Genomic DNA, 23,262 nt, shown 5'->3' on the forward strand with positions numbered 1-23,262 from the left:
GGAAGCGCGAAAAAGTGACTGCGAACGCCATCGACGCTGTTATCGAACTGACCGGCGGTGTCGTCAAGCGAAGCTCGCGCCTCGCTGACGGCCGCGAGCTGATCTACTTCGACGACCCCGATACGACGCTTCCCCCGGAGCGACGGATCGACGAGCGAGACCTCGCCCCGCGCCCCGAGACGGCGAACATGCGCCGCGACGTCCTCACGGGCGAGTGGATCACGGTCGCCGCCAACCGGCAGAACCGCGCCATGCTGCCGCCCGCGGAGCTGGATCCGTTGGCCCCGCAGAGCGAGACCAACCCGTCCGAGGTGCCCAGCCAGTACGACGTCGCCGTCTTCGAGAACAAGTCGCCGTCGCTCGGCCCTGCCCTCGCGCTCGCGACCGGCGACGTGCCCCAGGGCGACGACGCCCCGCAGAGCCTCGACGACCTCGCGGCCCCCGGCCTCGGCCGCACCCGCACGGCCATCGGCCGCTGCGAGGTCGTGTGCTTCAGCCCCGAGCGCACCGGTAGCTTCGGCACCCAGACCGTCACGCGCGCCCGCACCGTCATCGAGGCGTGGGCCGACCGTACCGCCGCGCTCTCGGCGCTCCCCGGCGTCGAGCAGGTGTTCCCGTTCGAGAACCGCGGCGAGCAGATCGGCGTGACCCTGCACCACCCGCACGGCCAGATCTACTCGTACCCCTACGTCACGCCGCGCACGACGACGCTCCTGCAGCAGATCGAGAAGCAGGGCGACGACCTCTTCCAGCAGATCGTCGACTTCGAGCAGGCCGGCCCCCGCGTCGTGCTCGAGGCCGAGAACTGGCTCGCGTACGTGCCGTTCGCGGCGCGCTGGCCCGTCGAGGTGCACCTCGTCCCCCGCCGTCACGCCGCCGACTTCACCGAGCTGAACTCCGCCGAGCGCGACGAGCTCGCGGAGGTCTACCTGCGGATCCTGGGCGGCGTCGACCGCCTCTACGACACCCCCACGCCGTATATCGCGGCGTGGCACCAGGCGCCCGTGAACGTGGGCCGCGACACCGTGCGCATGCACCTGCAGCTCACGTCGCCCCGCCGCGCCGCCGACAAGCTCAAGTTCCTCGCCGGATCCGAGGCCGCCATGGGCGCCTGGACCGCCGAGATCCCGCCCGAGGTGGGCGCAGAACGACTCCGGGAGGCCATCGGATGATGAACGCGACCGAACTTTTCCAGCAGCTCACCGGATCCGCGCCGGAGCGCGTCTGGTCCGCGCCCGGGCGCGCGAACCTCATCGGCGAGCACACCGACTACAACGAGGGCTTCGTGCTCCCGTTCGCGATCGAGCACCGCACCCACGCGGCCGTCGGGCGCCGTTCCGACAACATCATCCGCGTCGCCAGCACGTTCGACCCGAACCCCGTCGAGGTCGCCCTCGTCGAGCTTCCCGCCCTGTTCGGCGGCGCTCCCGGTGAGGCCGTCTCGAGCGGTGCCGTGCCCGAGTGGGCCGCCTACCCGCTGGGCGTCGCGTGGGCGGCGCTTGCGCGCGCCGACGCGAAGCACGACGACGTCGCGGGCCTCGACATCGCGATCAACTCCGAGGTGCCCGTCGGCGCCGGCCTGTCGTCGTCCGCGGCGATCGAGGGCGCGACCGCCGGCGCGATCGACGACGTGTGGGGCCTCGGCCTCACGCTCCTCGACATGGCGAAGATCGGCCGCACCGCCGAGAACCACGCCGTCGGCGCCCCGACGGGCATCATGGACCAGGTCTCCTCGCTCATGGGCGAGACCGACGCCGCGACGTTCCTCGACTGCCGCACGCTCGAGACGCAGGAGGTCGAGCTCGGCTTCGCGCGCGAGGGCCTGAAGATTCTCGTGATCGACACGAAGGTCAAGCACGCCCACTCGACCGGCGGCTACCGCGAGCGCCGCGAGTCGTGCGAGAAGGGCGCCCGCGAGCTCGGCGTCAGCTCGCTGCGCGACATCACGGTCGGCGACCTCGACCGCGCCCGCAGCGTGCTCGACGACGTCACCTTCCGCCGCGTCGCCCACATCGTCACCGAGAACCAGCGCGTGCTCGACACCGTCGACACCCTGCGGGCCGAGGGCCCGCGCGCGATCGGCGGCCTGCTCGTCGCCTCGCACGTGTCGATGCGCGACGACTTCGAGATCTCGGTGCCCGAGCTCGACACCGCCGTGACCGCCGCCCTCGAGGCCGGCGCCATCGGTGCCCGCATGACCGGTGGTGGCTTCGGCGGCGCCGCGATCGCCGTCGTCGAGGCCGACAAGCTCGCCGCGACGAAGGAGGCCGTCGCCTCGGCCTTCGCGCGCGCCGGCTTCGTCGAGCCGCACCAGTTCACGGTCACCCCGTCGCACGGGTTGCTGCGCGACGCATAACTGCCACTCCTCGGGGCCGCCACAACCGCGGCGCCGTCCTCCGTGTGGGCGTCATTCTTCGTGAGGGTCGCCAAAAAATGCCGGGTTGCGCTGTCGCGCACCGGCATTTTTTGGCGACCCTCGCTAGAGCCTGAGGAAACCGTCGTCGATCAGGGCGCGCACGGCCGGCAGCACCGAGTCGGTGAGCGCCCGCTCGTCGACCTCGAGCAGCTGAGCGAGCGCGCCGAGGATCTGGCCGACCGAGAGGTCGCCATCGCTCGCGCCGACGAGGCCCGCGAGGGCCGGATCCGCCTGAACCGACCGGCCGAAGCCGCCGCCCTGGCGCAGCTCGATCACCGTCGGATTCTCGGCGCCCGGCAGGTAGTGGCGCGTCTCGGTCACGTCGGACGCGGCGGTCAGGTGCCTGCTCAGGAGTTCCGCATCGCTCAGCGCCGCCTGGGCGTCGTGGGCCGCGAGCACCTCGGCGAGGTGGGATCCGAGGGCGCCCTCCGACGGGATCGGTTGCGGAACGCGCTCGTATCGCGCGAGGGTCGGATCCGCCGCCGCGCGCCGCAGCAGCACGTACCCGAAGCCGATCTCGGTGACGCCGCGCGCCGCGAAGTCATCGAGCCAAGCGTTCAGGAGAACGTCGTGTTCGGGGGATCCGGGCGCGGTGCCGCCGTCGCGGATCCACATCTCGGCGTACTCGATCGGGTTCAGCGACTCGCGCTCGATGACCCAGGCGTCGAGCGGAACGGGCGACGCCTCGACCCACTCGCGCACGCGGTCGAGCCCCGCCGACGCGCCCTTCGTCTCCCAGTTCGCGAGGAACTGCGCCGTGCCGCCGGGCACGAGGTGCTCCCCCACGCCCGCGACGACCTGCTCGACGAGCGCGTCGCCGACGAGCCCGCCGTCGCGGTACTCGTACTCGGGCACGCCCTTGACGCGCGGGGTGATGACGAACGGCGGGTTCGACACGATGCGGTCGAACGTCTCCCCCGCAACCGGCTCGAAGAGCGATCCGCCGCGCACGTCGAGGCCCGTCGTGTCGTTGATGACGGCGTTCATCTCGGTGAAGCGCAGGGCGCGCGACGAGATGTCGGTCGCGACGACCTCGTCGGCGTATCGGCGGGCGCGCAGGGCCTGCACGCCGCAGCCGGTACCGAGGTCGAGGATCCGCCCCGCCGCCGTCGGCAGCTGCAACCCCGCGAGCGTGAGGGAGGCGCCGCCGACGCCGAGCACGTGATCCTCGGCGAGGGCTCCCCCGCCGGTCGCGATCTCGTCGAGGTCGGCGGCGATGATCCACTCGCCCGGGCCGCGGTCGTCGTGGAACGACTGGGGCCGCACGATCGCCGTCGGCACGGTGTCGTCGCCGTCGAGCCGGGCGAGGCCGAGGTCGACGAGGCCCTGTGCGCTCACGCGTGGTAGCGCGTTATCGACGTCGATGGTCGGCTGCGTGATGCCGAAGATGAGCAGTCGCGCGAGCACGGCCTGCGCGTCTGTGGCGTCGCCGAGCCCGCGGAGCGCCGGGGTGCGCAGGGTGCGACCGATGGCATCGTCGGCCTCGACGCCCCAGCGGGCCCGCATCGGTTCGGAGCGGAATCGGGCGGCGGCGAGGTCGGCGGCGAGACTGCGGCACAGGGCGGGATCGGGGTTCAGCACTCCCCCATTGTCGCTGTCTTCGGGCGCTGAGTTCTGGCACTTTGTGGGACACGCTTCGGGGCGTGTCCCAGTTGTGGTGGGAATGGCGGGGTTTTTCCCGCACGAAGTGGGACATGCTGTGGGGCGTGTCCCAGTTGAGGTGGGAATGGCGGGCTCATTCCCGCATTAAGTGGGACATGCTGTGGGGCGTGTCCCAGTTGTGGTGGGAATCGCGCCCTCATTCCCGCACGAAGTGGGACATGCCCCGGACCGTGTCCCGCATAGTGCGGGAATCGGGGCCCCACACGACGGATCCGCGGGCTCGGGCGCGAGGGATCCCGCGCCTGCGGGGCTCAGGATCCGCGCAGCCCGCGCTCGACGATCGCGATCGCGCGCTCGGCGGCGTCGGGTGTTGGGGCCGCCGCCGCGTGGAACGCGACCATGCTCACGCCGGTCTGGATATCGACGGGCGTGACGCCGTCGCGCAGGTTCTCGCGGGCGATGACGTTGGTGACGATCGAGGCGAGGCGCACGGCGAGCTCCTCGGCGAGGGGCGACCGCGACGTCAGGAGCACCTCGAGCAGCGACGCCGAGACTTTCGCCTGCTCGGCGACGGCGACAAGTAGTTCGTGCAGCCCGATGGAGCGCTCCTCGAGTAGCCCGAGGTTTTCCTCGAAGATCGCGATCCCGAGGGTTTCCTTGTCGGGAAAGTGGCGGTAGAGGCTCGCCTGGCCGACGCCCGCGCGGCGCGCGATGGCGCTGAAGGGCACCGAGAATCCCTGCTCCGCGAACAGCGTGCGGGCGGCGTCGATGAGGGCGCGGCGATTCTCGGCCGCGGCGGCCGGCCCGCGGTTTTTCTTCGGGACTTCCCCTGTGCTCGCCATACGAGTAGCCTAATACCGGACATGCTTGTCCGGTTGTTTCCAAGGAAGGGAAAAGTCATGGCTGACGCCGCACAGGGTCCCCAGCTTCAGGAGTGGGACGAGAAGATTCTGCCCGGCCGTTTCGACGGCAAGACGATCATCGTGACGGGCGCCGGCAGCGGCATCGGTCGCGCGACGGCCAGTCGTATCGCCCGCGAGGGCGGTCGCGTGATCGCCGTCGACATGAACGAGAAGGGCCTCGGCGAGTTCGCGGCCGAGCACACCGATCAGCAGATCGTCACGGTCACCGCCAACATCACCGACGACGCCGCGATCGCGCAGATCGTCGAGGCGGCCGGCGAGCAGATCGATGGTCTCGCCAACGTCGCCGGAATCATGGACCGCATGCAGCCCGCGCACGAGATCGAGCAGGACCTGTGGGATCGGGTGTTCGCGGTCAACGTCACCGGATCCTTCAAGCTCATGAAGGCCGTCATCCCCGGCATGCTCGAGCGCGGCGCCGGAAACATCGTGAACGTCGCGAGCGAGGCGGGGCTCCGCGGATCCGCCGCCGGTACGGCATATACGGCGTCAAAACATGCCGTTGTCGGCATGACCAAGAGTTCCGCGTATCTCTACGCCCTCAAGGGCCTGCGGGTCAACGCCGTCGCCCCCGGAGCCGTCGCCACCGGAATCGAGAGCAGCTTCGCGTCGGCGCTCGGCGCAGAGCGGATCCAGCGCGGCATGGCCGCGATCCCCTCGATCGCGCAGGCGACGCAGCTCGCCGCGAGCATCTCGTTCCTGCTGAGCGACGACTCGACGAACCTCAACGGCGTCATCCTCCCCTCGGACGGCGGCTGGTCGGCGGCGTAACCCCGAAGCGTGTCCCACTTTGTGCGGGAATAGCCCCGTCATTCCCGCACAAAGTGGGACACACCCCGAGGCGTGTCCCAGTTGTGGCGGGAATAGCCCTCTCATTCCCGCACTAAGTGGGACATGCCCCAACCCGTGTCCCAGTTGTGGCGGGAATAGCCCCGTCATTCCCGCACAAACTGGGACATGCCCCAGGGGGTCTCCCCCCAGGCATCGCCATTACCCTGGGAATCATGCTCAATATGGCCGCCGGACTCGCCCGCCTCGGTGACCTCGCGCAGCACCCGGTCGTCGCAACCCTCGCGAAGGCCTTCGCCGATGCCGGTCGCGATCTCGCGGTTGTCGGCGGGCCCGTGCGCGATGCTCTCCTCGGCCGGGCGACGCACGACCTCGACTTCACGACCGACGCTCAGCCCGACGAGATCCTCGCGATCGTCACGCCGGTGTCGTCGACGCAGTGGGACATCGGCCGCGCGTTCGGCACGATCGGGGCGCGCGTGCAGGGCGAGCAGGTCGAGATCACGACCTACCGCGCCGACAGCTACGACGGCGTCACGCGCAAGCCCGTCGTCGCGTTCGGCGACAGCCTCGAGGGCGACCTCACGCGCCGCGACTTCACCGTCAACGCGATGGCGCTGCGCGTTCCCGAGGTGAGGCTCGTGGATCCGACGGGCGGGGTCGAGGATCTCGTCGCGGGGATCCTGCGCACGCCGATCGACCCGGCCGTCAGCTTCGGCGACGACCCGCTGCGCATGCTGCGCGCGGCGCGCTTCGCGGCGCAGCTCGGCTTCGACGTCGAGGAGGGCACGCGCGCCGCGATCGAGAAGCTGCGCGGCACGCTCGAGATCGTCAGCGCCGAGCGCGTGCAGTCCGAGATCGTGCGCATGATGCAGACGACGGATCCGGTACGCGGCATCCGCGTGCTCGTCGATACGGGCCTGTCGGACGAGTTCCTGCCCGAGATCGCGGCGATGAAGCTCGAGGTCGACGAGCATCACCACCACAAGGACGTCTTCGAGCACTCGCTCACGGTGCTACAGCAGGCGATCGACCTCGAGCGCCAGCGCCATCCGGACGCCGAGCCCGACGTGGCCCTGCGCATCGCGGCGCTGCTGCACGACATCGGCAAGCCCCGCACCCGCAAGCTCGAGCCGGGCGGCGCCGTGAGCTTCTACCACCACGACGTCGTCGGATCCCGCATGGCGAAGAAGCGCCTGCAGAAGCTGAAGTTCGACACGGCGACGATCCAGACCGTCGGCAAGCTCATCGAGCTGCACCTGCGGTTCTTCGGCTACGCCGAGGGTGCCTGGACCGACTCGGCCGTGCGCCGCTACGTGCGCGACGCGGGCGACGAGCTCGAGCGCCTGCACATCCTCACGCGCGCCGACGTCACGACGCGCAATCAGCGCAAGGCCCGCCGTCTCGCGACCGCGTACGACGACATCGAGGCGCGCATCGCCGAGCTGCGCGAGCGCGAGGAGGTCGACGCGATCCGCCCCGACCTCGACGGCAACCAGATCCAGCAGGTGCTTGGCATCACGCCCGGCCCCGAGGTCGGCAAGGCCTACAAGTTTCTGCTCGAGCTGCGCCTCGACGAGGGCCCGCTGGGCGAGGAGGAGGCCGAGAAGCGCCTTCTGCTCTGGTGGTCGGAGCAGTCTTAACCTGCACCGTGTAGCGTCGACACGTGCCTGATCGTCGACCCCTCCGGATCCTTATGGGCTGCGACACGTTCGCGCCCAACATCAACGGCGCGGCGCGTTTCGCGGAGCGGCTCTCCGCCGGACTCGTGCAGCGCGGCCACGCGGTGCACGTGAGCGCCCCCAATGTTCGCTATGCCCTCGAGAAGCCGCGCATCGAGAAGATCGAGGGCGAGGATCTCGTGCTGCACCGCCTGCCCTCGGTGCTGTGGATCGGCCACGAGTGGCTGCGCTTCATCTGGCCGTGGCGCTCGAAGCACTACGCCCGCAAGGTCCTCGACGAGGTGCGGCCCGACGTCGTGCACATCCAGTCGCACATCGTCATCGGCCGCGGCCTGACGCGCGAGGCGCGCAAGCGCGGCATTCCGGTGATCGCGACGAACCACACGATGGCCGAGAACATTCTCGACTCGACGCGCCTGCCCGAGTGGGGCAACAAGCTCTTCGTGAAGCTCGCGTGGGACGACGCCCGCCGCACCTTCAACATGGTCTCGGCCCTCACGACCCCGACGCGCAAGGCCGCCGACTTCCTCGAGACGACGCTCGGCATCTCGGGCGTGATCCCGATCAGCTGCGGCATCGACATGCACCAATACACCGCGGTTATCGGGCCGCGCGACGCGAAGCGCATCGTCTTCGTCGGCCGCCTGACGGCCGAGAAGCGGGTCGAGGATCTCGTGCGCGCGACCGCACGGATCCCGGACGCGACCCTCGATCTCGTCGGCGACGGCGACCAGCGCGATGCGCTCGCGAAGCTCGCGGACGAGCTCGGGATCCGCGACCGCGTGGTCTTCCACGGTCGCGTGAGCGACGAGGAGCTGCGCGCGGCGCTCACGCGCGCGAGCGTATTCGCGATCGCGTCGATCGCCGAGCTGCAGTCGATCGCGACGATGGAGGCGATGGCCTCGGGGCTGCCGATCGTCGCGGCGGACGCCGTGGCCCTGCCGCACCTCGTGTCCGAGGGCGAGAACGGCTACCTCTTCGAGCCCGAGAACATCGACGAGCTCGTCGAGAAGCTCGACCGGGTTCTGGGCGCGGACGACGCCGCTTACGAGGCGATGCAGCGCGCGTCGCTCGAGATGGTCTCGGCCCACGACATCACGCGCACCCTCGACACCTTCGAGGCGCTCTATCGGGGAGAGCAGATCCCGGCATGATCCGCCCGCTGCACGTCGTCATGTTCGGCGACCAGCACCCCGCCACAAGCGGCGGAGCGCAGGTCGCGATGCGTCTGCAGATGAAGTACCTCGAGCGTGCCGGCCATGCCGTCACGATCGTGTCGCCGCGGCGGCATGGGTTCAACCAGCAACATATGCCGGGCAACGTATGTGTCGATGTGCCGGCGATCGGGGTGCCGCCGGACTGGGAATACTCGGCCGTTTGGCCCGGGAAGACGGTCGAACGCGCGGTCGATCGCGGCGTCGTGCGCCGCACGACCCACGACGGCCTGCCGCTGCCCGACCTCGTGCACGTGCAGGCCGACTACTGGGGCGCGTTCCTCGGCTACCGCTTCGCCGAGCGGGCGCGGATCCCCGTCGTTCACACGATGCACAACCGTGTCGACGCCGGCATCGCCGCGACCGCGCCGTTCCCGCGCGCCGTGCTCGCGGCGATCAACCTGTGGCGCCGCATCGAGCTCCCCGGATCCGGTGGCGGCTGGGACGGTTGGGCCCACCTCCGCGGGCTCGCCTCGGGGGCCGCCGCGGTGACGGCGCCGTCGTCGCACTTCGCCCGCCGCCTCGAGGAGCACGGCGTCGCGCGGAGCGTCCACGTCGTGTGGAACGGCATCGACGACGACCAGCTCGCGCGCCTCGGCGGATCCGCGCCCTCGGGTGCCCTCGTCTGGGTCGGACGCATGAGCCCCGAGAAACGCCTCATGCCGTTCCTCGAGGCGTATGCCGAGAGCGGCATACGCCTGCCGGTGGAGATCATCGGTAGCGGATTCCAGCGCGACGAGGCCGAGCGCTTCGCCCGCGACTGCGGGCTTCGCGACCGGGTCATCTTCCGTGGGCGCATGTCGTACGGCGATACCCTCGCCCGCATCGCGTCGGCGACGGCGCTCGTGCAGACGTCGATCGACTTCGAGGCCCAGGGCATGACGCCCTTCGAGGCCGCGCAGCTCGGCACGCCCTCGGTCATCAGCGACCCCGATATCGCCGACGAGATGGGCGGCGGCATCTGGCGCGTCGAGCATGCCGACAGCGAGCGTGGCCGGATCGCGGCCCTCGCCCACGCGCTCCGCGCCGTCGAGCGCGATGCGGCCCGCGGATCCGTGCCCGAACCCACCGAGAAGGTGCGTCGCGAGTTCCTGCAATCGTCGCGCACGGCGGCCATGCTCGAGGTCTACCGCTCCGTGCTCTGAGGGCGACTACTGCGCGACCGAGATCACGCCGGTGATGACGAGGGTGACCGCCGTCGTCCACAGCGCAATCGCGAGGCCCTGCCAAAAGAGAATCCGAGCGCGCGTCACACCGGCGGCCGCGAGCATCGTGGCCGTGAACTGGGTGGGGAGGAGCAGCGGGCCGAGCAGGCTCACACCCGGGACGCCGTAGCGAACGAGCGCGCGCTGGAACTTTTCCTTGCGGGGCGACACCGGCTCGGGCGCGGGAACGGATCCGCCGCCAACGGTGACCGCCGCCGCGCGACGCTCGATGATCGCGCGGCGCGTGCCCGCACCGAGCACGACGAGGATCGCGACGCAGGCGAAGTTGCCGATCGCGGCGGCGAAGGCGGCAATGACGGGGTTGAGGCCGCCGATCACGCCGATCGCGGCGGCCCCCTCGCCCTCGACGAAGGGCACGGCGCCGGCGAGCGCCACGATGAGCGGCTGCACGAGTTCGGGAACGCGAGAAACGAGGTCCTGGAAGGTGGCGATGAGGTTCATGATGCTGCTCCTGGTCGGCGGTGCGGGCTATCCCGCGGTGTATGACTCCAGTCCACCTGGCCTCCGCGGCCCGCGACAGTGTCGCGCTGTCACCCGATGCGGGGAGGTCTTCACGCGCCTCCCGTGACATGTGTCATGCGCATACGCTGGGGTGCGTGCGTAACAAACCCCATCCCCGCCGTCGCGGGTCATTCGAGCTGGCCCGGGGTATCTGGGCGACGTGGTGGTACACCGTCTCGGCGGTGCTCCTGTTCGAGGTGTTTCTCATCGCGGCATGGGCGAGCGCATGGGGCACTCCGGCCGGCGCTACCGAGGTCGATCCGATCGCCCTCATCCTGGGTGTGGTGTGGCTCGCCGCCACATTCTGGATCCTTACCGCCTACCGACGCCGCGAGGAACAGGGTCCGCTCCTGCCGCGCCGATACCTTCCCGCCCTTGCGGTCTGCGCCGCCGTTGCCGTGGCGATGCTGATCACAACGGGGAGCTGGCTCGCGGGCGCCGCGTTCGCGCTCCAGCCCCTCGTGATTCTCAACTGGCCGCGCGGCGTGCGACTGCGGGTGGTGGTTGCCGCGACTGCGGTGCTCCTCGCGGTCGCCTTCATCGAGCGGGCGAATGCGGCGACCTCGCTGGATCCCGCGGCGTGGGCGGTGGGCGCGACTTTCTCGGTCATCCTGCCGCTGGCCAGCGTCACGTCGCTGTGGTGGTGGGATGTGCTTGTCGCGTTTGATCGGGCGAGGGGCGTCGAATCGCGCCTCGCGGCGACCCAGGAGCGTCTGCGCGTGGCGACCGATGTGCACGACCTGCAGGGGCATCACCTGCAGGTGATCGCGCTGCAGCTCGAGCTCGCCGAGAAGCTCATGGGGCGGGATCCGGACGCGGCGCTCGAGCAGATCCGGGCGGCGCGCGTGAGCGTGGGGGAGGCGACGCAGGGCACGAGGGACCTGGCGACCCGATTCCGCACGGTGCCGCTATCGGACGAGATCGCGAATGCCCGCGATCTGCTGCAGGCGGCGGGGATCGCGGCGACCGCCGACGCACCGGTCGATGCGGACGGGGCACCCGCCGATGTGCTCGGGCCCGTCATCCGCGAGACCACGACGAACGTGCTGAAGCACGGCGGCGGACGGCGTGCGCGTCTCGCGCTCGAGGCGAGGCCCGACGGCTGGCGCTACGAGATCGTCAACGATCGCACGGGAGACGACGCGGACGGCGCCGATGGATCCGGCCTGGAGGGGATCGGCCGCCGTGTCGCGGAGGCGGGCGGCACCCTCGACGTTCGTCGAGACGCGCACGAGTTCGCCGTCGTGGTGCGAGTGCCGGGGGAGCAGGAACGATGATTCGCGTATTGCTGGCTGATGACGAGGTCATGATTCGATCGGCGCTCGCCGCGCTGCTGCGCCTTGAGGATGACATCGATGTCGTCGCCGAGTGCGCCGACGGCACCGAGGCGATCGCCAGGGCCGTCGAGCTCGAGCCCGACGTGTGCGTGCTCGATCTCGAGATGCCGGGCGCCGACGGCGTCGACGTCGCGGCGCAGCTGAGCCGCCGCATCGCGTCGCGTTTCGTCGTCGTCACGCGTCACGCGCGCCCCGGCGTGCTGCGGCGCGCCCTGTCTTCGGGGGTGGCGGGCTTCCTTCCCAAGTCGCGCGGCGCCGACGAGGTCGCGCAGGTCGTGCGGAAGGTCGCTGCGGGCGGCCGCTATGTGGATCCGGAGATCGCGGCGGACGCCCTGACGGATGAGCGCTGCCCGCTCACGCCCCGAGAGCTCGACGTGCTGCGCGTCGGCCGTCGCGGCGAGACGACCGGTCAGATCGCCCGCACGCTCTCGCTCGCGCCCGGCACCGTGCGCAACCACGTCTCGGTGGTGCTCGGCAAGCTCGGCGTCGAGACCCGCCAGCAGGCGGTGTTGCTCGCGGAAGAAAAGGGCTGGATCTAACACTGACACCTCGCGGGTGCTAAACTTGAGTCAACCCTACTCAAGTTTGATCACCCAGGAGGTAAAACATGGCGGCACAAGAAGAAGAGCAGAAGAGCGCACTCGAGCAGTTCGGCATCAACCTCACCGAGCGTGCCCGCAGCGGCAAGCTCGATCCGGTGATCGGACGCGATAGCGAGATCCGCCGCGTGAGCCAGGTGCTGACCCGTCGCACGAAGAACAATCCCGTGCTGATCGGTGAGCCCGGCGTCGGCAAGACCGCCGTCGTCGAGGGCCTCGCACAGCGCATCGTCGCGGGCGACGTCGCCGAGTCACTGAAGGGCAAGGAGCTCATCGCGCTCGACATCTCGGCGCTCGTGGCCGGCGCGATGTACCGCGGCCAGTTCGAGGAGCGCCTGAAGAGCGTGCTGCAGGAGATCACCGAGTCGGAGGGGCGCGTCGTCACCTTCATCGACGAGCTGCACGTGCTCATGGGGGCGGGCGGCGGCGAGGGATCCGTCGCGGCCGCGAACATGCTGAAGCCCATGCTGGCGCGCGGCGAGCTGCGCCTCATCGGCGCGACCACGCTCAACGAGTACCGCGAGTTCATCGAGAAGGACGCGGCGCTCGAGCGTCGTTTCCAGCAGGTGTACGTGGGGGAGCCGACGGTCGAGGACACCATCGCGATCCTCCGCGGCCTCAAGCAGCGCTACGAGGCGCACCACAAGGTGTCGATCGCCGATGGCGCCCTCATCGCCGCGGCCTCGCTCTCGCACCGCTACATCCCGAGCCGGCAGCTGCCCGACAAGGCCATCGACCTGATCGACGAGGCCGCGAGCCGCCTGCGCATGGAGATCGACTCGGCGCCGCTCGAGATCGATGAGCTGCGCCGCCACGTCGACCGCCTGAAGCTCGAGGAGCTCGCGCTCAAGAAGGAGAAGGACGCGGCCTCGAAGGAGCGTCTCGCGACCCTCCGCGAGACGATGGCCGAGCAGCAGAAGGTGCTCGACGAGATGCAGGCGCGGTGGGAGGCCGAGCGCGCGTCGCTCAACCGCGTCGGCGACCTGAAGACCCGCCTCGACGAGGCACGGATCCAGGCCGAGCGAGCCCAGCGCGAGGGCCAGCTCGAGAAGGCGTCGCGCCTGCTCTACGCCGAGATCCCGTCGCTCGAGCGCGAGCTCGCCGCGGCCGAGGCCGAGGAGCAGCAGGGCGAGCGCATGGTCGGCGACCAGGTGACCGACGAAGACATCGCGAGCGTCATCGCGGCGTGGACGGGGATCCCCGTCGGGCGCCTGCTGCAGGGGGAGAGCGAGAAGCTCCTGCACCTCGAGGCCGAGCTCGGCAAGCGGCTCATCGGCCAGCGCGAGGCGGTCGCGGCCGTCTCCGACGCCGTCCGTCGCTCGCGCGCCGGGCTGTCGGATCCCAACCGGCCTACCGGATCCTTCATGTTCCTCGGCCCGACGGGCGTCGGTAAGACGGAGCTCGCGAAGGCGCTCGCGGAGTTCCTCTTCGACGACGAGCAGGCGATGATCCGCATCGACATGTCGGAGTACGGCGAGAAGCACTCGGTCTCGCGCCTCGTCGGTGCCCCTCCCGGATACGTCGGCTACGACCAGGGCGGCCAGCTGACCGAGGCCGTGCGGCGCCGGCCGTACTCGGTCGTGCTGCTCGACGAGGTCGAGAAGGCGCACCCCGAGGTGTTCGACGTGCTGCTGCAGGTCATGGACGACGGTCGCCTGACCGACGGCCAGGGCCGCACGGTCGACTTCAAGAACGTCATTCTGATCCTCACGAGCAACATCGGCTCGCCGATCCTCATCGATCCGACGATCTCGATGGACATCAAGCGCACCCAGGTGCTCGAGCTCGTGCAGCGCTCGTTCAAGCCCGAGTTCGTGAACCGCCTCGACGACATCGTGGTGTTCACGGCCCTCGGCGAGGGCGAGCTGGCGCAGATCGTCGAGCTACAGATCGACCTGCTGCAGCGGCGGCTGGCCGATCGCCGGCTCACCCTGGCGGTTACGCCCGACGCGCGCACGTGGCTCGCCGAGCGCGGTTACGACCCGGCGTTCGGCGCGCGGCCCCTGCGCCGCCTCATCCAGAAGCAGGTGCAGGATCAGCTGGCGAAGGGGATTCTGGCGGGCCGGATCCACGACGGCGACACCGTGCGCGTCGACGTCGCGGCGGCGGGCGACAGCCTCGCGGTGACGGATCCGGCGGCGTAGCGCCGCCGCCCCCGCAGCTCACCCTGGGGCCGCAATTCATCACAATCCCCACAACACTGCAATTCTCCGCGCCGTCGTATGCGAATCGCATACGACGGCGCGGAGAATTGACGACTTGGCGGGTCCTATGCCCGAAGCGCCTCGCGCCACTTCACCTTGGAACCCATCCGCAGCAGCGAGTTCTCGTAGATCTTCGCCGAGATGCCGATGACGGCGGCGAAGGCGAGGAGCGAGATGACGATCGAGATGAGCGGCTCCCACCAGCCGGCCTCGCCGAAGAAGAGGCGGATCGGCATCGACACCGGCGACGAGAATGGCACGTACGACATGATCGTCATCACCAGCGGGTTGTCGTTGAAGAAGATGACGAGGAAGTACGGGATCATCACGATGTACATGATCGGCGTGATCGACTGGCTGAGGTCTTCCTGACGCGACACCATCGCGCCGGTCGCGGCGAACAGAGTCGCGATCAGCAGGAAGCCCGTCACGAAGAACAGCGCGAACCAGAGCAGCGGGCTTCCGAGCCCCGCGAGGATGTCAGTCTGGCCCGTCACCACGAGCGACACCGCGACGGCCGCGACGATCAACACGATCTGGGCGAGGGCGAGGAGCGTGTTGCCGATCACCTTGCCGGCGAGCAGGGCCCGCGCCGGGATCGACGTGATGAGGATCTCGATCACGCGCGTCTGCTTCTCCTCGACCACGCTCGTCGCGACGGGCATGCCGAACGACATCGCCGACATCATGAACACCACGCCGAAGGCGATCGCGAGGATGTAGCGCATCGGCGACGGCCCGCCGTTCGGATCCAGCAGCTCGACCGCGGGCGGCTGCGAGAGCGCCTCGACCAGGCCGCTCGGAGCCTCCGTCAGCGCGACGATCGCGGTGCCGGTGGGGGAGTCGGCGTCCGAGATGATCGCCGCGTCGACCTCCTCCGACTCGACGAGGTCGCGGGCGTCGGCCGCCGTCGACACCTCGGTGACCTCGACGCCGGGCAGGGATCCGAGCGTCGCGGCGATCTCGGCGGGCGCCGCGACAGTGGTGCTCTCGTCACGGTTCGCGAAGAAGTTCATCGCGACGATGCCGACGACGATACCGATCAGCAGGATCAGCGTCGAGATGATGAAGGCCTTGCTGCGCACGCGGGTCGTGACCTCGCGCTCCGCGACGAGGTACGTGGCCTGGGGCAGGGAGAGGGGCTGGGCGTTCAACGGACGACCTCCTTGAAGATCTGCGCGAGCGAGGGCTGCTGGGGCGCGAACGTAGAAACGGATCCTTCGGCGACCGCGCGGCGCAGCACGCGCTGGGCGGTCTCGTCGCCGTCGACATCGAAGACGGCGTGGCCGGTGTCGAACTCGACGACGTCGACGCCGGGCTCCTCGCGGATCCAGCCGGCATCGCCCGACGAGATCAGCTCGTAGCGGTTGCTCGAGTGCTCGCGGCGGAGCGCCTCGCGCTCGCCGGAGGCGCGCACGGTGCCGCCCGCGATGATCACGAGGTCGTCGCAGAGGCGCTCGACGACGTCGAGCTGGTGCGACGAGAAAAGCACGGCCGCGCCGCTCTGCGCGCGCTCCTGCAGCACGCCGACGACGGTCTCGACGGCCATCGGATCCAGTCCGCTGAACGGCTCGTCGAGGATGAGAACGTCGGGGTCGTGCACGATCGCGGCGGCGATCTGGGCGCGCTGCTGGTTGCCGAGCGAGAGCGCCTCGATGGCGTCGTTCAGGCGCTCCTCGAGGCCCAGCTGGGTGAGGATGTCGGTGGCCCGCGCGGTGGCCTCGCGCTTGTCGAAGCCGTGCAGGCGGGCGAGGTAGGTGATCTGCTCGAGCACCTTCATCTTCGGGTAGAGGCCGCGCTCCTCGGGCATGTATCCGAAGCCGCGGCGACGCTCGGTCGTGAGCTCGGCGCCGTCGAGGCGCACGGTTCCGGCGTCCTTCGACAACAGGCCGAGCGCGATGCGCATCGTCGTGGTCTTGCCGGCGCCGTTGCCGCCGACGAAGCCCGTCAGCCGGCCGCGGCCGACGGTGAACGACACGTTGTCGAGCACGGTGCGCTCGCCGTATCGCTTCGTGATTCCACTGATCTCGAGCATCTCGGATCCCTTTCGTCGTGATCTGTCTACGACGCTACGGATCCCGCGGGCGGCGCGCATCCGCCGCGTGGGGGAGATCGGTGCATCCCCCGCGTGGGGGAGACGCACAGGAAAAATAGATTCATGGGAATACAGGCCGCGTTATCGTGGTTCCATCTCCACGGCGCGCACGCGCCGCACTACCTGAGACCTCCCAAGGAGAACCCCTGTGACGAAGATCGGCTACATCGTCGGATCCATCGGCTCGACCTCGATCAACCGCCAGCTCGCCGAAGCCCTCGTGAAGCTTCTCCCCGCCGATGTCGAGGCGTTCGAGATCTCGATCAAGGACCTGCCCTTCTTCTCGACCGACCTCGAGGCCGACTTCCCGCAGGTCGCGCGCGACTTCAAGAACCAGATCGAGTCGGCCGACGGCATCATCATCCTCACCCCCGAGTACAACCGCTCGATCCCGGGTGTTCTCAAGAACGCGATCGAGTGGGCCAGCCGCCCCTACGGCGACTTCTCGTTCGGTGGCACCCCCGTCGCCGTCATCGGCGCCTCGCCCGGTGGCATCGGTACCGCCGCGGCGCAGCAGCACCTCAAGGCCGTGCTGAGCCACGTCAACGCGATCGTCATGGGCCAGCCCGAGGGCTTCGTCCAGGTCACCCCCGGCCTCATCGAGAACGGTGACGTCACCAACGAGGGCACCAAGGCGTTCCTCGAGGGCTACCTCGCGGCTTTCCTCGGTCATGTCGCCCGCATGCAGAAGGCACACGCCTAAGCATCCCCACAGACCAGCGCCCCACGGATCCACTTTCTCCCCCAAAACCCGGATCCGTGGGGCGCTCTGCTGTGCCCGGCACCGGATCCGCCGCGCGGGGGAGGCGGGAGCCCGCGGATCCGCATAGCGTAGGTCGCATGACAACGACGCTCGATCGGCCGGTCGCGCCTGCGGCGGCGCCCGCGACCTACTCCCGGGATCCGCTGACCGCGGCGGAGCGCCGCGGCGATATCTGGGCGGGGCTCGGCCTGTTCGTCGGCGCGATCGTCAGCGTCATCCTGGGCTTCTTCGCGCAGATGTTCGGAACCGCCGCCCTCGATATTCGATGGGGTCTGCTCTACGCCGCGGCTCTCTCGCTGCCGTTCATCGTGCGGAGGAGCCGCCCGATCCTCGTCGCGATCGCCGTCAACGTCGTCTACATCGTCGGCATGGAAGCCGGCGCTACCGAGATGTATGTCGGACAGATAGCCCTGTTCCTGGCGATGTACACCGTCGGGGCGTGGGTCGATGATCGTCGCCGCGCCCAGATCGTGCGCCTTGGCATCATCGCCGTCATGTTCGTGTGGCTCTTGATCGCGACCTTCCGCTCGGCGACCCAGCCCGTGTCCGACGACGTGCCGAACGCGATCGGTGCGATGTCGCCGCTCGTGGCATACATGATGATCCAGTGGCTCATTAACCTCGTCTTCTTCGGGGCGGCCTACGTCATGGGCGACCGCGCATACGAGGCGGCGCTTGCTCGCCGCGCGCTGCGCGAGCGCACGCGCGAGCTCGAGGAACAGCAAGAGATCACCGCCGCGCAGGCCGTGTCGCTCGATCGCGTGCGCATCGCCCGCGAGCTGCACGATGTTGTCGCCCACCACGTCTCGGCGATGGGCGTGCAGGCTGGCGCCGCACGTACGGTGCTCGACGCGAACCCCGAGGCCGCTAAGGGCGCGCTCGAGGTCGTCGAGGAGTCGTCGCGCCAGGTCATCGGTGAGCTGCGGCATCTGCTCGATACCCTCCGCTCGACCGATGAAGACGAGGAGGCGCCGTCGACGATCGGGCTCGAATCGCTGGATCCGCTGGTGCGGTCGTCGCAGGCCGCCGGCACCCCGACGTCGTTCCGGATCGTCGGGGATCCGCGGCCCGTGCCCGCCTTCGCGCAGATCAACCTGTACCGCATCGCGCAGGAGGCGCTGACGAACGCCCGCCGCCACGCGGGCCCCGGGGTGACGGCCGATGTACGGCTGCGCTACGGCTCCGACTTCGTCGAGCTCGAGGTGACGAATACGGGCCGCATCGTGCTCGCCTCGCGCACCGGGCTCGGCACCCTCGGGATGCGCGAGCGCGCGACCGCCATGGGCGCGCACCTCGAGACCGGCCCGCGCGACTCCGGCGGATATCTCGTGCGGGTGAAGGTGCCGCTGGAATGATGGGGGACATGACCTCACCCAGCGTTCTGCTCGTCGACGACCACGCCACGATGCGGGCCGGTTTCCGCATGATCCTCGAGGCATCCGGGGTGCGGGTCGCGGGGGAGGCCTCGACCGGCCGCGAGGCCGTCGAGCGCGTCGCCGACGCGGATCCGGACGTCGTGTTCATGGACGTGCAGATGCCCGACATGGACGGCATCGAGGCGACCCGCCAGATCGTCGAGGCCGGGCACCGCGCGAGCGTCGTCATCGTCACGACCTTCGACCGCGACGACTACCTCTTCGCAGCTCTCGACGCCGGCGCGAGCGGGTTCCTGCTGAAGAACGCCGGCCCCGAGGAGCTCGTGAACGCGGCGCGCGTCGCCGCCTCCGGCGACGCGATGCTCGCGCCCGAGGTGACCCGCCGCGTGATCGAGCGGCACGGATCCGCGCCGGCTACCGGATCCGCGACCTTCGACGCCTTCACGGAGCGCGAGACCGAGATCCTGCGCCTACTCGCGCGCGCGATGAGCAACGCCGAGATCGCGAAGGAGCTCTTCATCGGCGACGCGACCGTGAAGACGCACGTGTCGAACATCCTGATGAAGACCGGATCCCGCGACCGCGTCGCCGCGGTCGTGTGGGCGTACCAGAACGGGCTCGCGTAGCCGAGCGCACAAGAAATGCCCGAGCGCCTACGAAATAACGTAGGCGCTCGGGCAAATCTTGTACTTTCGCGGAGGCCTAGCCGAAGATCATCGGCAGATCGTCGTCGTCATCCTCGTCGAAGTTCAGGTCAACGACGACCGGCACGTGATCGCTCGGGCCCTCGCCCTTGCGCTCGTCGCGCTCGATCGACGCGCCCTCGACGGCGTCGGCGAACGCTGGCGAGCCCAGGATGAAGTCGATGCGCAGGCCCTCATTACGGGGGAAGCGCAGCTGCTTGTAGTCCCAGAACGTAAAGCCCTCGGGTACGAGCGGGCGCACGACGTCGGTGAGGCCCGCGTCGCCGAGCGCGAAGAACGCGGCGCGCTCCTCCGGCGAGACGTGCGTCGTCACGCCCTCGACGATCGACGGATCCGCGTTGTCGGCGTCGAACGGGGCGACGTTGAAGTCGCCCGTCAACGCGAGCGGCAGCTGCGGATCCTTCGAGAGCTCGTCGCGCACGTACTGCTCGAGCGCCGCGTAGAAGCGCAGCTTGTAGGCGTAGTGCGGATCCTCGAGCCCGCGGCCGTTCGGCACGTACAGGCTCCAGAGGCGCGTGCCCTCGATGAGCGCCGAGATCGCGCGGGCCTCGAGGGGGGCGTCATCGCCCTCGTAGCCCTTCTTGAAACCGGGCATGCCGGGGAACGACGTCTGCACGTCCTCCATCGGCAGGCGGCTGGCGATCGCCACGCCGTTCCACTGGTTGAGGCCGTGCGCCTCGACCGTGTATCCCGCGTCTTCGAAGGGCTGGAACGGGAACTGCTCGGGCTTGCACTTGATCTCCTGCATCAGCAGGACGTCGATGCCCTCGCGCTGGGCGAAGGCGACGACGCGCTCGACGCGGGCGCGGACGGAGTTCACATTCCAGGTGGCGATGCGCATGCCCAAAAGCCTAGTGGCGGGGGTCTGAGCCCCACTTCAGGTTGTCGAACAGGTCGTCGACGGCCGCGATATCGTACGCCTCGGCGCGTGGGGCACGGGGGAAGTCGAGCTTCTTGATGAGGTCCATATACTGACGATCCGCCCGCAGGCGATCGACGATCTTGTCGGTCACCTCGTCGACGGCGCGGCGCGAATAGCCCTCGCCACCGAACAGGCCCGGCTTCCTCAACGGGTGCGATGCGAGCCACTCCTCGAGCGGCTGACGTGCCTTCTTTGCCATGCCACAAGCCTACGGGGCGAAAAGAATAGACTGGGTCGCATGGCCATCGCATCCACGCCCGCGCTCGAAAACGACCGCCAGAAGCTCATCGCCCTCATCAAGGATGAGGCGGTGTTCCACGGTGACTTCACGCTCTCGAGCGGCAAGAAGGCCACCTACTACGTCGACATGCGCAAGCTCACGCTCGACCACCGCGCGGCTCCCGCGATCGGCCGCATCATGGCCGACCTCATCGGCGACATCGATGGCGTCGTCGCCGTCGGCGGTCTGACGCTCGGCGCGGATCCCATCGCCAACGCCGTCATGCACGCGACCGCCGCCTCGGAGAAGCCGCTCGACGCGTTCGTCGTGCGCAAGGAGCCGAAGGACCACGGTCGCGGTCGCCAGATCGAGGGCGCCGAGGTTGAGGGCAAGCGTGTCGTCGTGCTCGAGGACACCTCGACCACGGGCCAGTCGGCGCTCAAGGCCGTCGAGGCCCTGCGCAAGGCCGGCGCCGAGATCGTCGCCGTCGCCGTCATCGTCGACCGCCTCACGGGTGCGCAGGCCGCGATCGAGGCCGAGGGCCTCGAGTGGCGCGCCGCCATCGACCTCGGCGACCTCGGGCTCGACCCGCAGTGACCCGCTTCGCCCTCGCCATCGACCTCGGTGGCACGAAGATCGAAGCCGGGCTCGTCTCTGACGCGGGTTCGGTGGTTGACGCGAGCCGCAACCGCGTTCCCACGGGGCGCGACATCACGCCCGAAGTCATGTCGCGGGCCGTCTCGACGGTCGTCGCTCGCGCGCTCGACCACCTGCCCCAGGGCGCCGAGTTCGCGGGCGCAGGTATCGGATCCGCCGGGCCCGTGAACCTCGCGACCGGGACCATCGACCCCGTCAACATGCGCGGCGTCTCGGGCTTCGGCCTCGTCGAGGCCGTGCGCGACGCCGTCATCGTCGACCTGGGCGCGAGCGAGGTCGACGTGACGCTGCGCCACGACGGCGGGGCGCTCGCGATGGCCGAGTCGTGGCTGGGCGCCGCCCGCGGCACGGCCGCGTCGCTGTCGATCGTCGTGTCGACGGGCGTCGGTGGAGGCATCGTTATCGGCGGCCAACCGATCGGCGGGTTCACCGGAAACGCCGGCCACCTCGGACAGACGCACGCCGCCGAACAGGGTGGCGAGCTGACGCTCGAGGAGGTGGCCTCCGGGCCGTCGAGCGTGCGCTGGGCTCAGCTGAACGGATGGCAGGGAACGACCGGCGAGCAGCTCTCGGCCGATGCCGCGCGGGGCGATCGCACGGCGCGCGCCGCGATCGAGCGCTCGGCCGCGGCCGTGGGCCGCGCGCTTGCCGACGCATCGACACTTCTCGACCTCGAGGTCATCGCGATCTCGGGTGGCTTCAGCTTCGTCTCCGACGATTACGTCGAGCTCGTCGCGGCGTCGCTCGCGAACTGGGCCGAGCTGCCCTACTCGCAGGCGACGCGCGTCGTGCGCAGCGGTCTCGGGGCCGACGGCCCGCTCATCGGCGCCGCGGCGCTCGCGCTGCTCTGAGTTCCGGCGCTATGTGGGACACGCCTCGGGGCATGTCCCAGTTTGTGCGGGAATGGGGCCGCTATTCCCACCTCAAGTGGGACATGCCCCGGAGCGTGTCCCAGTTTGTGCGGGAATGGCCCCGCTATTCCCACCTCAAGTGGGACATGCCCCGACCCGTGTCCCAGTTTGTGTGGGAATGAGGCTGCTATTCCCACCTCAACTGGGACATGCCCTAGCGCCGCGGGCCGAACATGTCGTCGTCGTCGCGGCCCGACTTGTTCATGCGGCTGACGGCGCGGATGCCCATCACGATGACGCTGACGCAGCTCAGCGCGAGCACGATATAGAGCACGGTCATTGCTCGATGAGTTCCGCGACCGATCCGAGAATCTCGCTCGGACGGAACGGGTAGCGGTCGATCTCGCGCTCGTCGCTGATGCCGGTCATCACGAGCACGGTGTGCAGCCCGGCCTCGATTCCGGCGACGATATCGGTGTCCATGCGGTCGCCGATCATGCCGGTGTTCTCGCTGTGCGCGCCGATGCGGTTAAGCGCCGAGCGGAACATCATCGGGTTGGGCTTGCCGACGACGTAGGGCTCCTTGCCCGTCGCCTTCGTGATGAGCGCGTTGATCGCGCCCGTCGCCGGCAGAGGACCCTCGGCAGAGGGCCCCGTCGCGTCGGGGTTCGTCGAGATGAACCGCGCGCCGCCGTTGATGAGGCGGATCGCCTTGGTGATCGCCTCGAACGAGTAGTTGCGCGTCTCGCCGATGACGACGTATTCCGGATCCGTTTCGGTCATGATGAAGCCCGCCTCGTGCATGGCGGTCAGGATCCCGGCTTCGCCGACGACGTAGGCCGTGCCGCCGGGCGACTGGCTCTTGAGGAACGCGGCGGTCGCGAGCGCGGAGGTCCAGATACGCTCCTCCGGCACCTCGATGCCGCTCGCCGAGAGCCGCGCCGACAGGTCGCGCGGCGTGAAGATCGAGTTGTTGGTGAGCACCAGGAACGGCGTCTCATTTGCCGCCCACTGGGCCAGGAGCTCGGAGGCGCCCGGGATCGCGCGGTTCTCGTGGACGAGAACGCCATCCATGTCGGTCAGCCAGCACTCGATATCGCCGCGATTCTGCATGAGGCCAGCGTATGCCGCTTCGGGAATATCTGCGAGTGCCTCCCGCCAGCGCGCCGCTCCCACTCGGG

At 69.5% G+C, this 23,262-nt stretch carries 23 protein-coding genes; 14 read left to right on the forward strand and 9 right to left on the reverse strand.

Going from position 1 to position 23,262, the window contains the following annotated elements; all coding sequences use genetic code 11:
- Positions 1-14 precede the first annotated feature (14 nt).
- Both galT and galK read left to right on the forward strand, forming a co-directional pair.
- On the forward strand, positions 15-1,172 hold the full coding sequence (gene galT, locus DTO57_RS07960) for a galactose-1-phosphate uridylyltransferase (protein ID WP_114117676.1): 1,158 nt from the start codon (positions 15-17) through the stop codon (positions 1,170-1,172).
- Positions 1,172-2,356, forward strand: coding sequence for a galactokinase (gene galK, locus DTO57_RS07965; RefSeq protein ID WP_187346615.1), 1,185 nt, complete (start codon positions 1,172-1,174; stop codon positions 2,354-2,356). The genes galT and galK overlap by 1 nt, the downstream gene beginning before the upstream one ends.
- Before the next feature lie 123 nt (positions 2,357-2,479).
- On the opposite strand, the gene DTO57_RS07970 is transcribed toward galK, so the two are convergent.
- Positions 2,480-3,997 carry a DUF7059 domain-containing protein gene (locus DTO57_RS07970; RefSeq protein ID WP_229730486.1) on the reverse strand — a complete coding sequence of 506 codons (1,518 nt, stop codon included), beginning with the start codon at positions 3,995-3,997 and terminating at the stop codon, positions 2,480-2,482.
- A gap of 332 nt (positions 3,998-4,329) precedes the next feature.
- A complete protein-coding gene (locus tag DTO57_RS07975) occupies positions 4,330-4,860 on the reverse strand; it encodes a TetR/AcrR family transcriptional regulator (protein WP_114117678.1) in 531 nt (176 codons plus the stop codon).
- A gap of 57 nt (positions 4,861-4,917) precedes the next feature.
- Between DTO57_RS07975 and DTO57_RS07980 the strand changes: the two genes are divergently transcribed.
- From DTO57_RS07980 to DTO57_RS07995, 4 genes are all read left to right on the forward strand, one after another.
- Positions 4,918-5,712 carry an SDR family NAD(P)-dependent oxidoreductase gene (locus tag DTO57_RS07980; RefSeq protein WP_229730488.1) on the forward strand — a complete coding sequence of 265 codons (795 nt, stop codon included), beginning with the start codon at positions 4,918-4,920 and terminating at the stop codon, positions 5,710-5,712.
- A gap of 233 nt (positions 5,713-5,945) precedes the next feature.
- Entirely contained in the window at positions 5,946-7,373 is a 1,428-nt protein-coding gene (locus tag DTO57_RS07985) for a CCA tRNA nucleotidyltransferase (protein ID WP_114117680.1), read from the forward strand.
- 53 nt (positions 7,374-7,426) lie between these two features.
- A complete protein-coding gene (locus tag DTO57_RS07990) occupies positions 7,427-8,566 on the forward strand; it encodes a glycosyltransferase (protein ID WP_114117681.1) in 1,140 nt (379 codons plus the stop codon).
- The gene (locus DTO57_RS07995; RefSeq protein WP_229730489.1) at positions 8,563-9,771 is read left to right on the forward strand and encodes a glycosyltransferase family 4 protein; all 1,209 of its coding nucleotides are present in this window, start codon (positions 8,563-8,565) and stop codon (positions 9,769-9,771) included. The genes DTO57_RS07990 and DTO57_RS07995 overlap by 4 nt, the downstream gene beginning before the upstream one ends.
- Positions 9,772-9,777: 6 nt before the next feature.
- Here DTO57_RS07995 and DTO57_RS08000 read toward each other — a convergent pair whose 3' ends face one another.
- Complete coding sequence (locus DTO57_RS08000; RefSeq protein WP_114117682.1) at positions 9,778-10,293, reverse strand: small multidrug efflux protein; 516 nt, start codon at positions 10,291-10,293, stop codon at positions 9,778-9,780.
- Between the two features lie 155 nt (positions 10,294-10,448).
- On the opposite strand from DTO57_RS08000, the gene DTO57_RS08005 reads away from it, so the two are divergent.
- The 3 genes from DTO57_RS08005 (at position 10,449) to DTO57_RS08015 (ending at position 14,433) form a co-directional block, all read left to right on the forward strand.
- Positions 10,449-11,630: a sensor histidine kinase gene (locus DTO57_RS08005; protein ID WP_229730490.1), complete on the forward strand. Its 1,182-nt coding sequence runs from the start codon at positions 10,449-10,451 to the stop codon at positions 11,628-11,630.
- Positions 11,627-12,229: a response regulator transcription factor gene (locus DTO57_RS08010; RefSeq protein WP_114117684.1), complete on the forward strand. Its 603-nt coding sequence runs from the start codon at positions 11,627-11,629 to the stop codon at positions 12,227-12,229. The genes DTO57_RS08005 and DTO57_RS08010 overlap by 4 nt, the downstream gene beginning before the upstream one ends.
- A 68-nt stretch (positions 12,230-12,297) precedes the next feature.
- Entirely contained in the window at positions 12,298-14,433 is a 2,136-nt protein-coding gene (locus DTO57_RS08015) for an ATP-dependent Clp protease ATP-binding subunit (protein WP_114117685.1), read from the forward strand.
- A 125-nt stretch (positions 14,434-14,558) separates the two neighbouring features.
- On the opposite strand, the gene DTO57_RS08020 is transcribed toward DTO57_RS08015, so the two are convergent.
- On the reverse strand, positions 14,559-15,647 hold the full coding sequence (locus DTO57_RS08020) for an ABC transporter permease (RefSeq protein WP_114117686.1): 1,089 nt from the start codon (positions 15,645-15,647) through the stop codon (positions 14,559-14,561).
- Entirely contained in the window at positions 15,644-16,528 is an 885-nt protein-coding gene (locus tag DTO57_RS08025) for an ABC transporter ATP-binding protein (RefSeq protein ID WP_114117687.1), read from the reverse strand. Before DTO57_RS08025 ends, DTO57_RS08020 begins: the two co-directional genes overlap by 4 nt.
- A gap of 208 nt (positions 16,529-16,736) precedes the next feature.
- Here DTO57_RS08025 and DTO57_RS08030 point away from each other — a divergent pair, with 208 nt between their 5' ends.
- From DTO57_RS08030 to DTO57_RS08040, 3 genes are all read left to right on the forward strand, one after another.
- Positions 16,737-17,291 carry an NADPH-dependent FMN reductase gene (locus DTO57_RS08030; protein WP_114117688.1) on the forward strand — a complete coding sequence of 185 codons (555 nt, stop codon included), beginning with the start codon at positions 16,737-16,739 and terminating at the stop codon, positions 17,289-17,291.
- Between the two features lie 137 nt (positions 17,292-17,428).
- Positions 17,429-18,706 (forward strand): sensor histidine kinase, encoded by a 1,278-nt coding sequence (locus DTO57_RS08035; protein WP_114117689.1) that lies wholly within the window; start codon positions 17,429-17,431, stop codon positions 18,704-18,706.
- 8 nt (positions 18,707-18,714) lie between these two features.
- Positions 18,715-19,353 carry a response regulator gene (locus DTO57_RS08040; RefSeq protein WP_114117877.1) on the forward strand — a complete coding sequence of 213 codons (639 nt, stop codon included), beginning with the start codon at positions 18,715-18,717 and terminating at the stop codon, positions 19,351-19,353.
- A 76-nt stretch (positions 19,354-19,429) separates the two neighbouring features.
- Here DTO57_RS08040 and DTO57_RS08045 read toward each other — a convergent pair whose 3' ends face one another.
- Together DTO57_RS08045 and DTO57_RS08050 are read right to left on the reverse strand one after the other, a co-directional pair.
- Positions 19,430-20,272, reverse strand: coding sequence for an exodeoxyribonuclease III (locus DTO57_RS08045; RefSeq protein WP_114117690.1), 843 nt, complete (start codon positions 20,270-20,272; stop codon positions 19,430-19,432).
- A 10-nt stretch (positions 20,273-20,282) separates the two neighbouring features.
- Positions 20,283-20,552: a hypothetical protein gene (locus DTO57_RS08050; RefSeq protein WP_114117691.1), complete on the reverse strand. Its 270-nt coding sequence runs from the start codon at positions 20,550-20,552 to the stop codon at positions 20,283-20,285.
- A 39-nt stretch (positions 20,553-20,591) separates the two neighbouring features.
- On the opposite strand from DTO57_RS08050, the gene pyrE reads away from it, so the two are divergent.
- Both pyrE and DTO57_RS08060 read left to right on the forward strand, forming a co-directional pair.
- Positions 20,592-21,170: an orotate phosphoribosyltransferase gene (gene pyrE, locus DTO57_RS08055; RefSeq protein ID WP_114117692.1), complete on the forward strand. Its 579-nt coding sequence runs from the start codon at positions 20,592-20,594 to the stop codon at positions 21,168-21,170.
- Complete coding sequence (locus DTO57_RS08060; RefSeq protein ID WP_114117693.1) at positions 21,167-22,081, forward strand: ROK family protein; 915 nt, start codon at positions 21,167-21,169, stop codon at positions 22,079-22,081. The genes pyrE and DTO57_RS08060 overlap by 4 nt, the downstream gene beginning before the upstream one ends.
- A 214-nt stretch (positions 22,082-22,295) precedes the next feature.
- On the opposite strand, the gene DTO57_RS14765 is transcribed toward DTO57_RS08060, so the two are convergent.
- Entirely contained in the window at positions 22,296-22,421 is a 126-nt protein-coding gene (locus DTO57_RS14765) for a hypothetical protein (protein ID WP_268235367.1), read from the reverse strand.
- Positions 22,418-23,194: an HAD-IIA family hydrolase gene (locus DTO57_RS08065; RefSeq protein ID WP_114117694.1), complete on the reverse strand. Its 777-nt coding sequence runs from the start codon at positions 23,192-23,194 to the stop codon at positions 22,418-22,420. Before DTO57_RS08065 ends, DTO57_RS14765 begins: the two co-directional genes overlap by 4 nt.
- Positions 23,195-23,262 lie beyond the last annotated feature (68 nt).

This window comes from Microbacterium sorbitolivorans (assembly GCF_003327285.1).
Classification (GTDB): Bacteria; Actinomycetota; Actinomycetes; order Actinomycetales; family Microbacteriaceae; genus Microbacterium; species Microbacterium sorbitolivorans.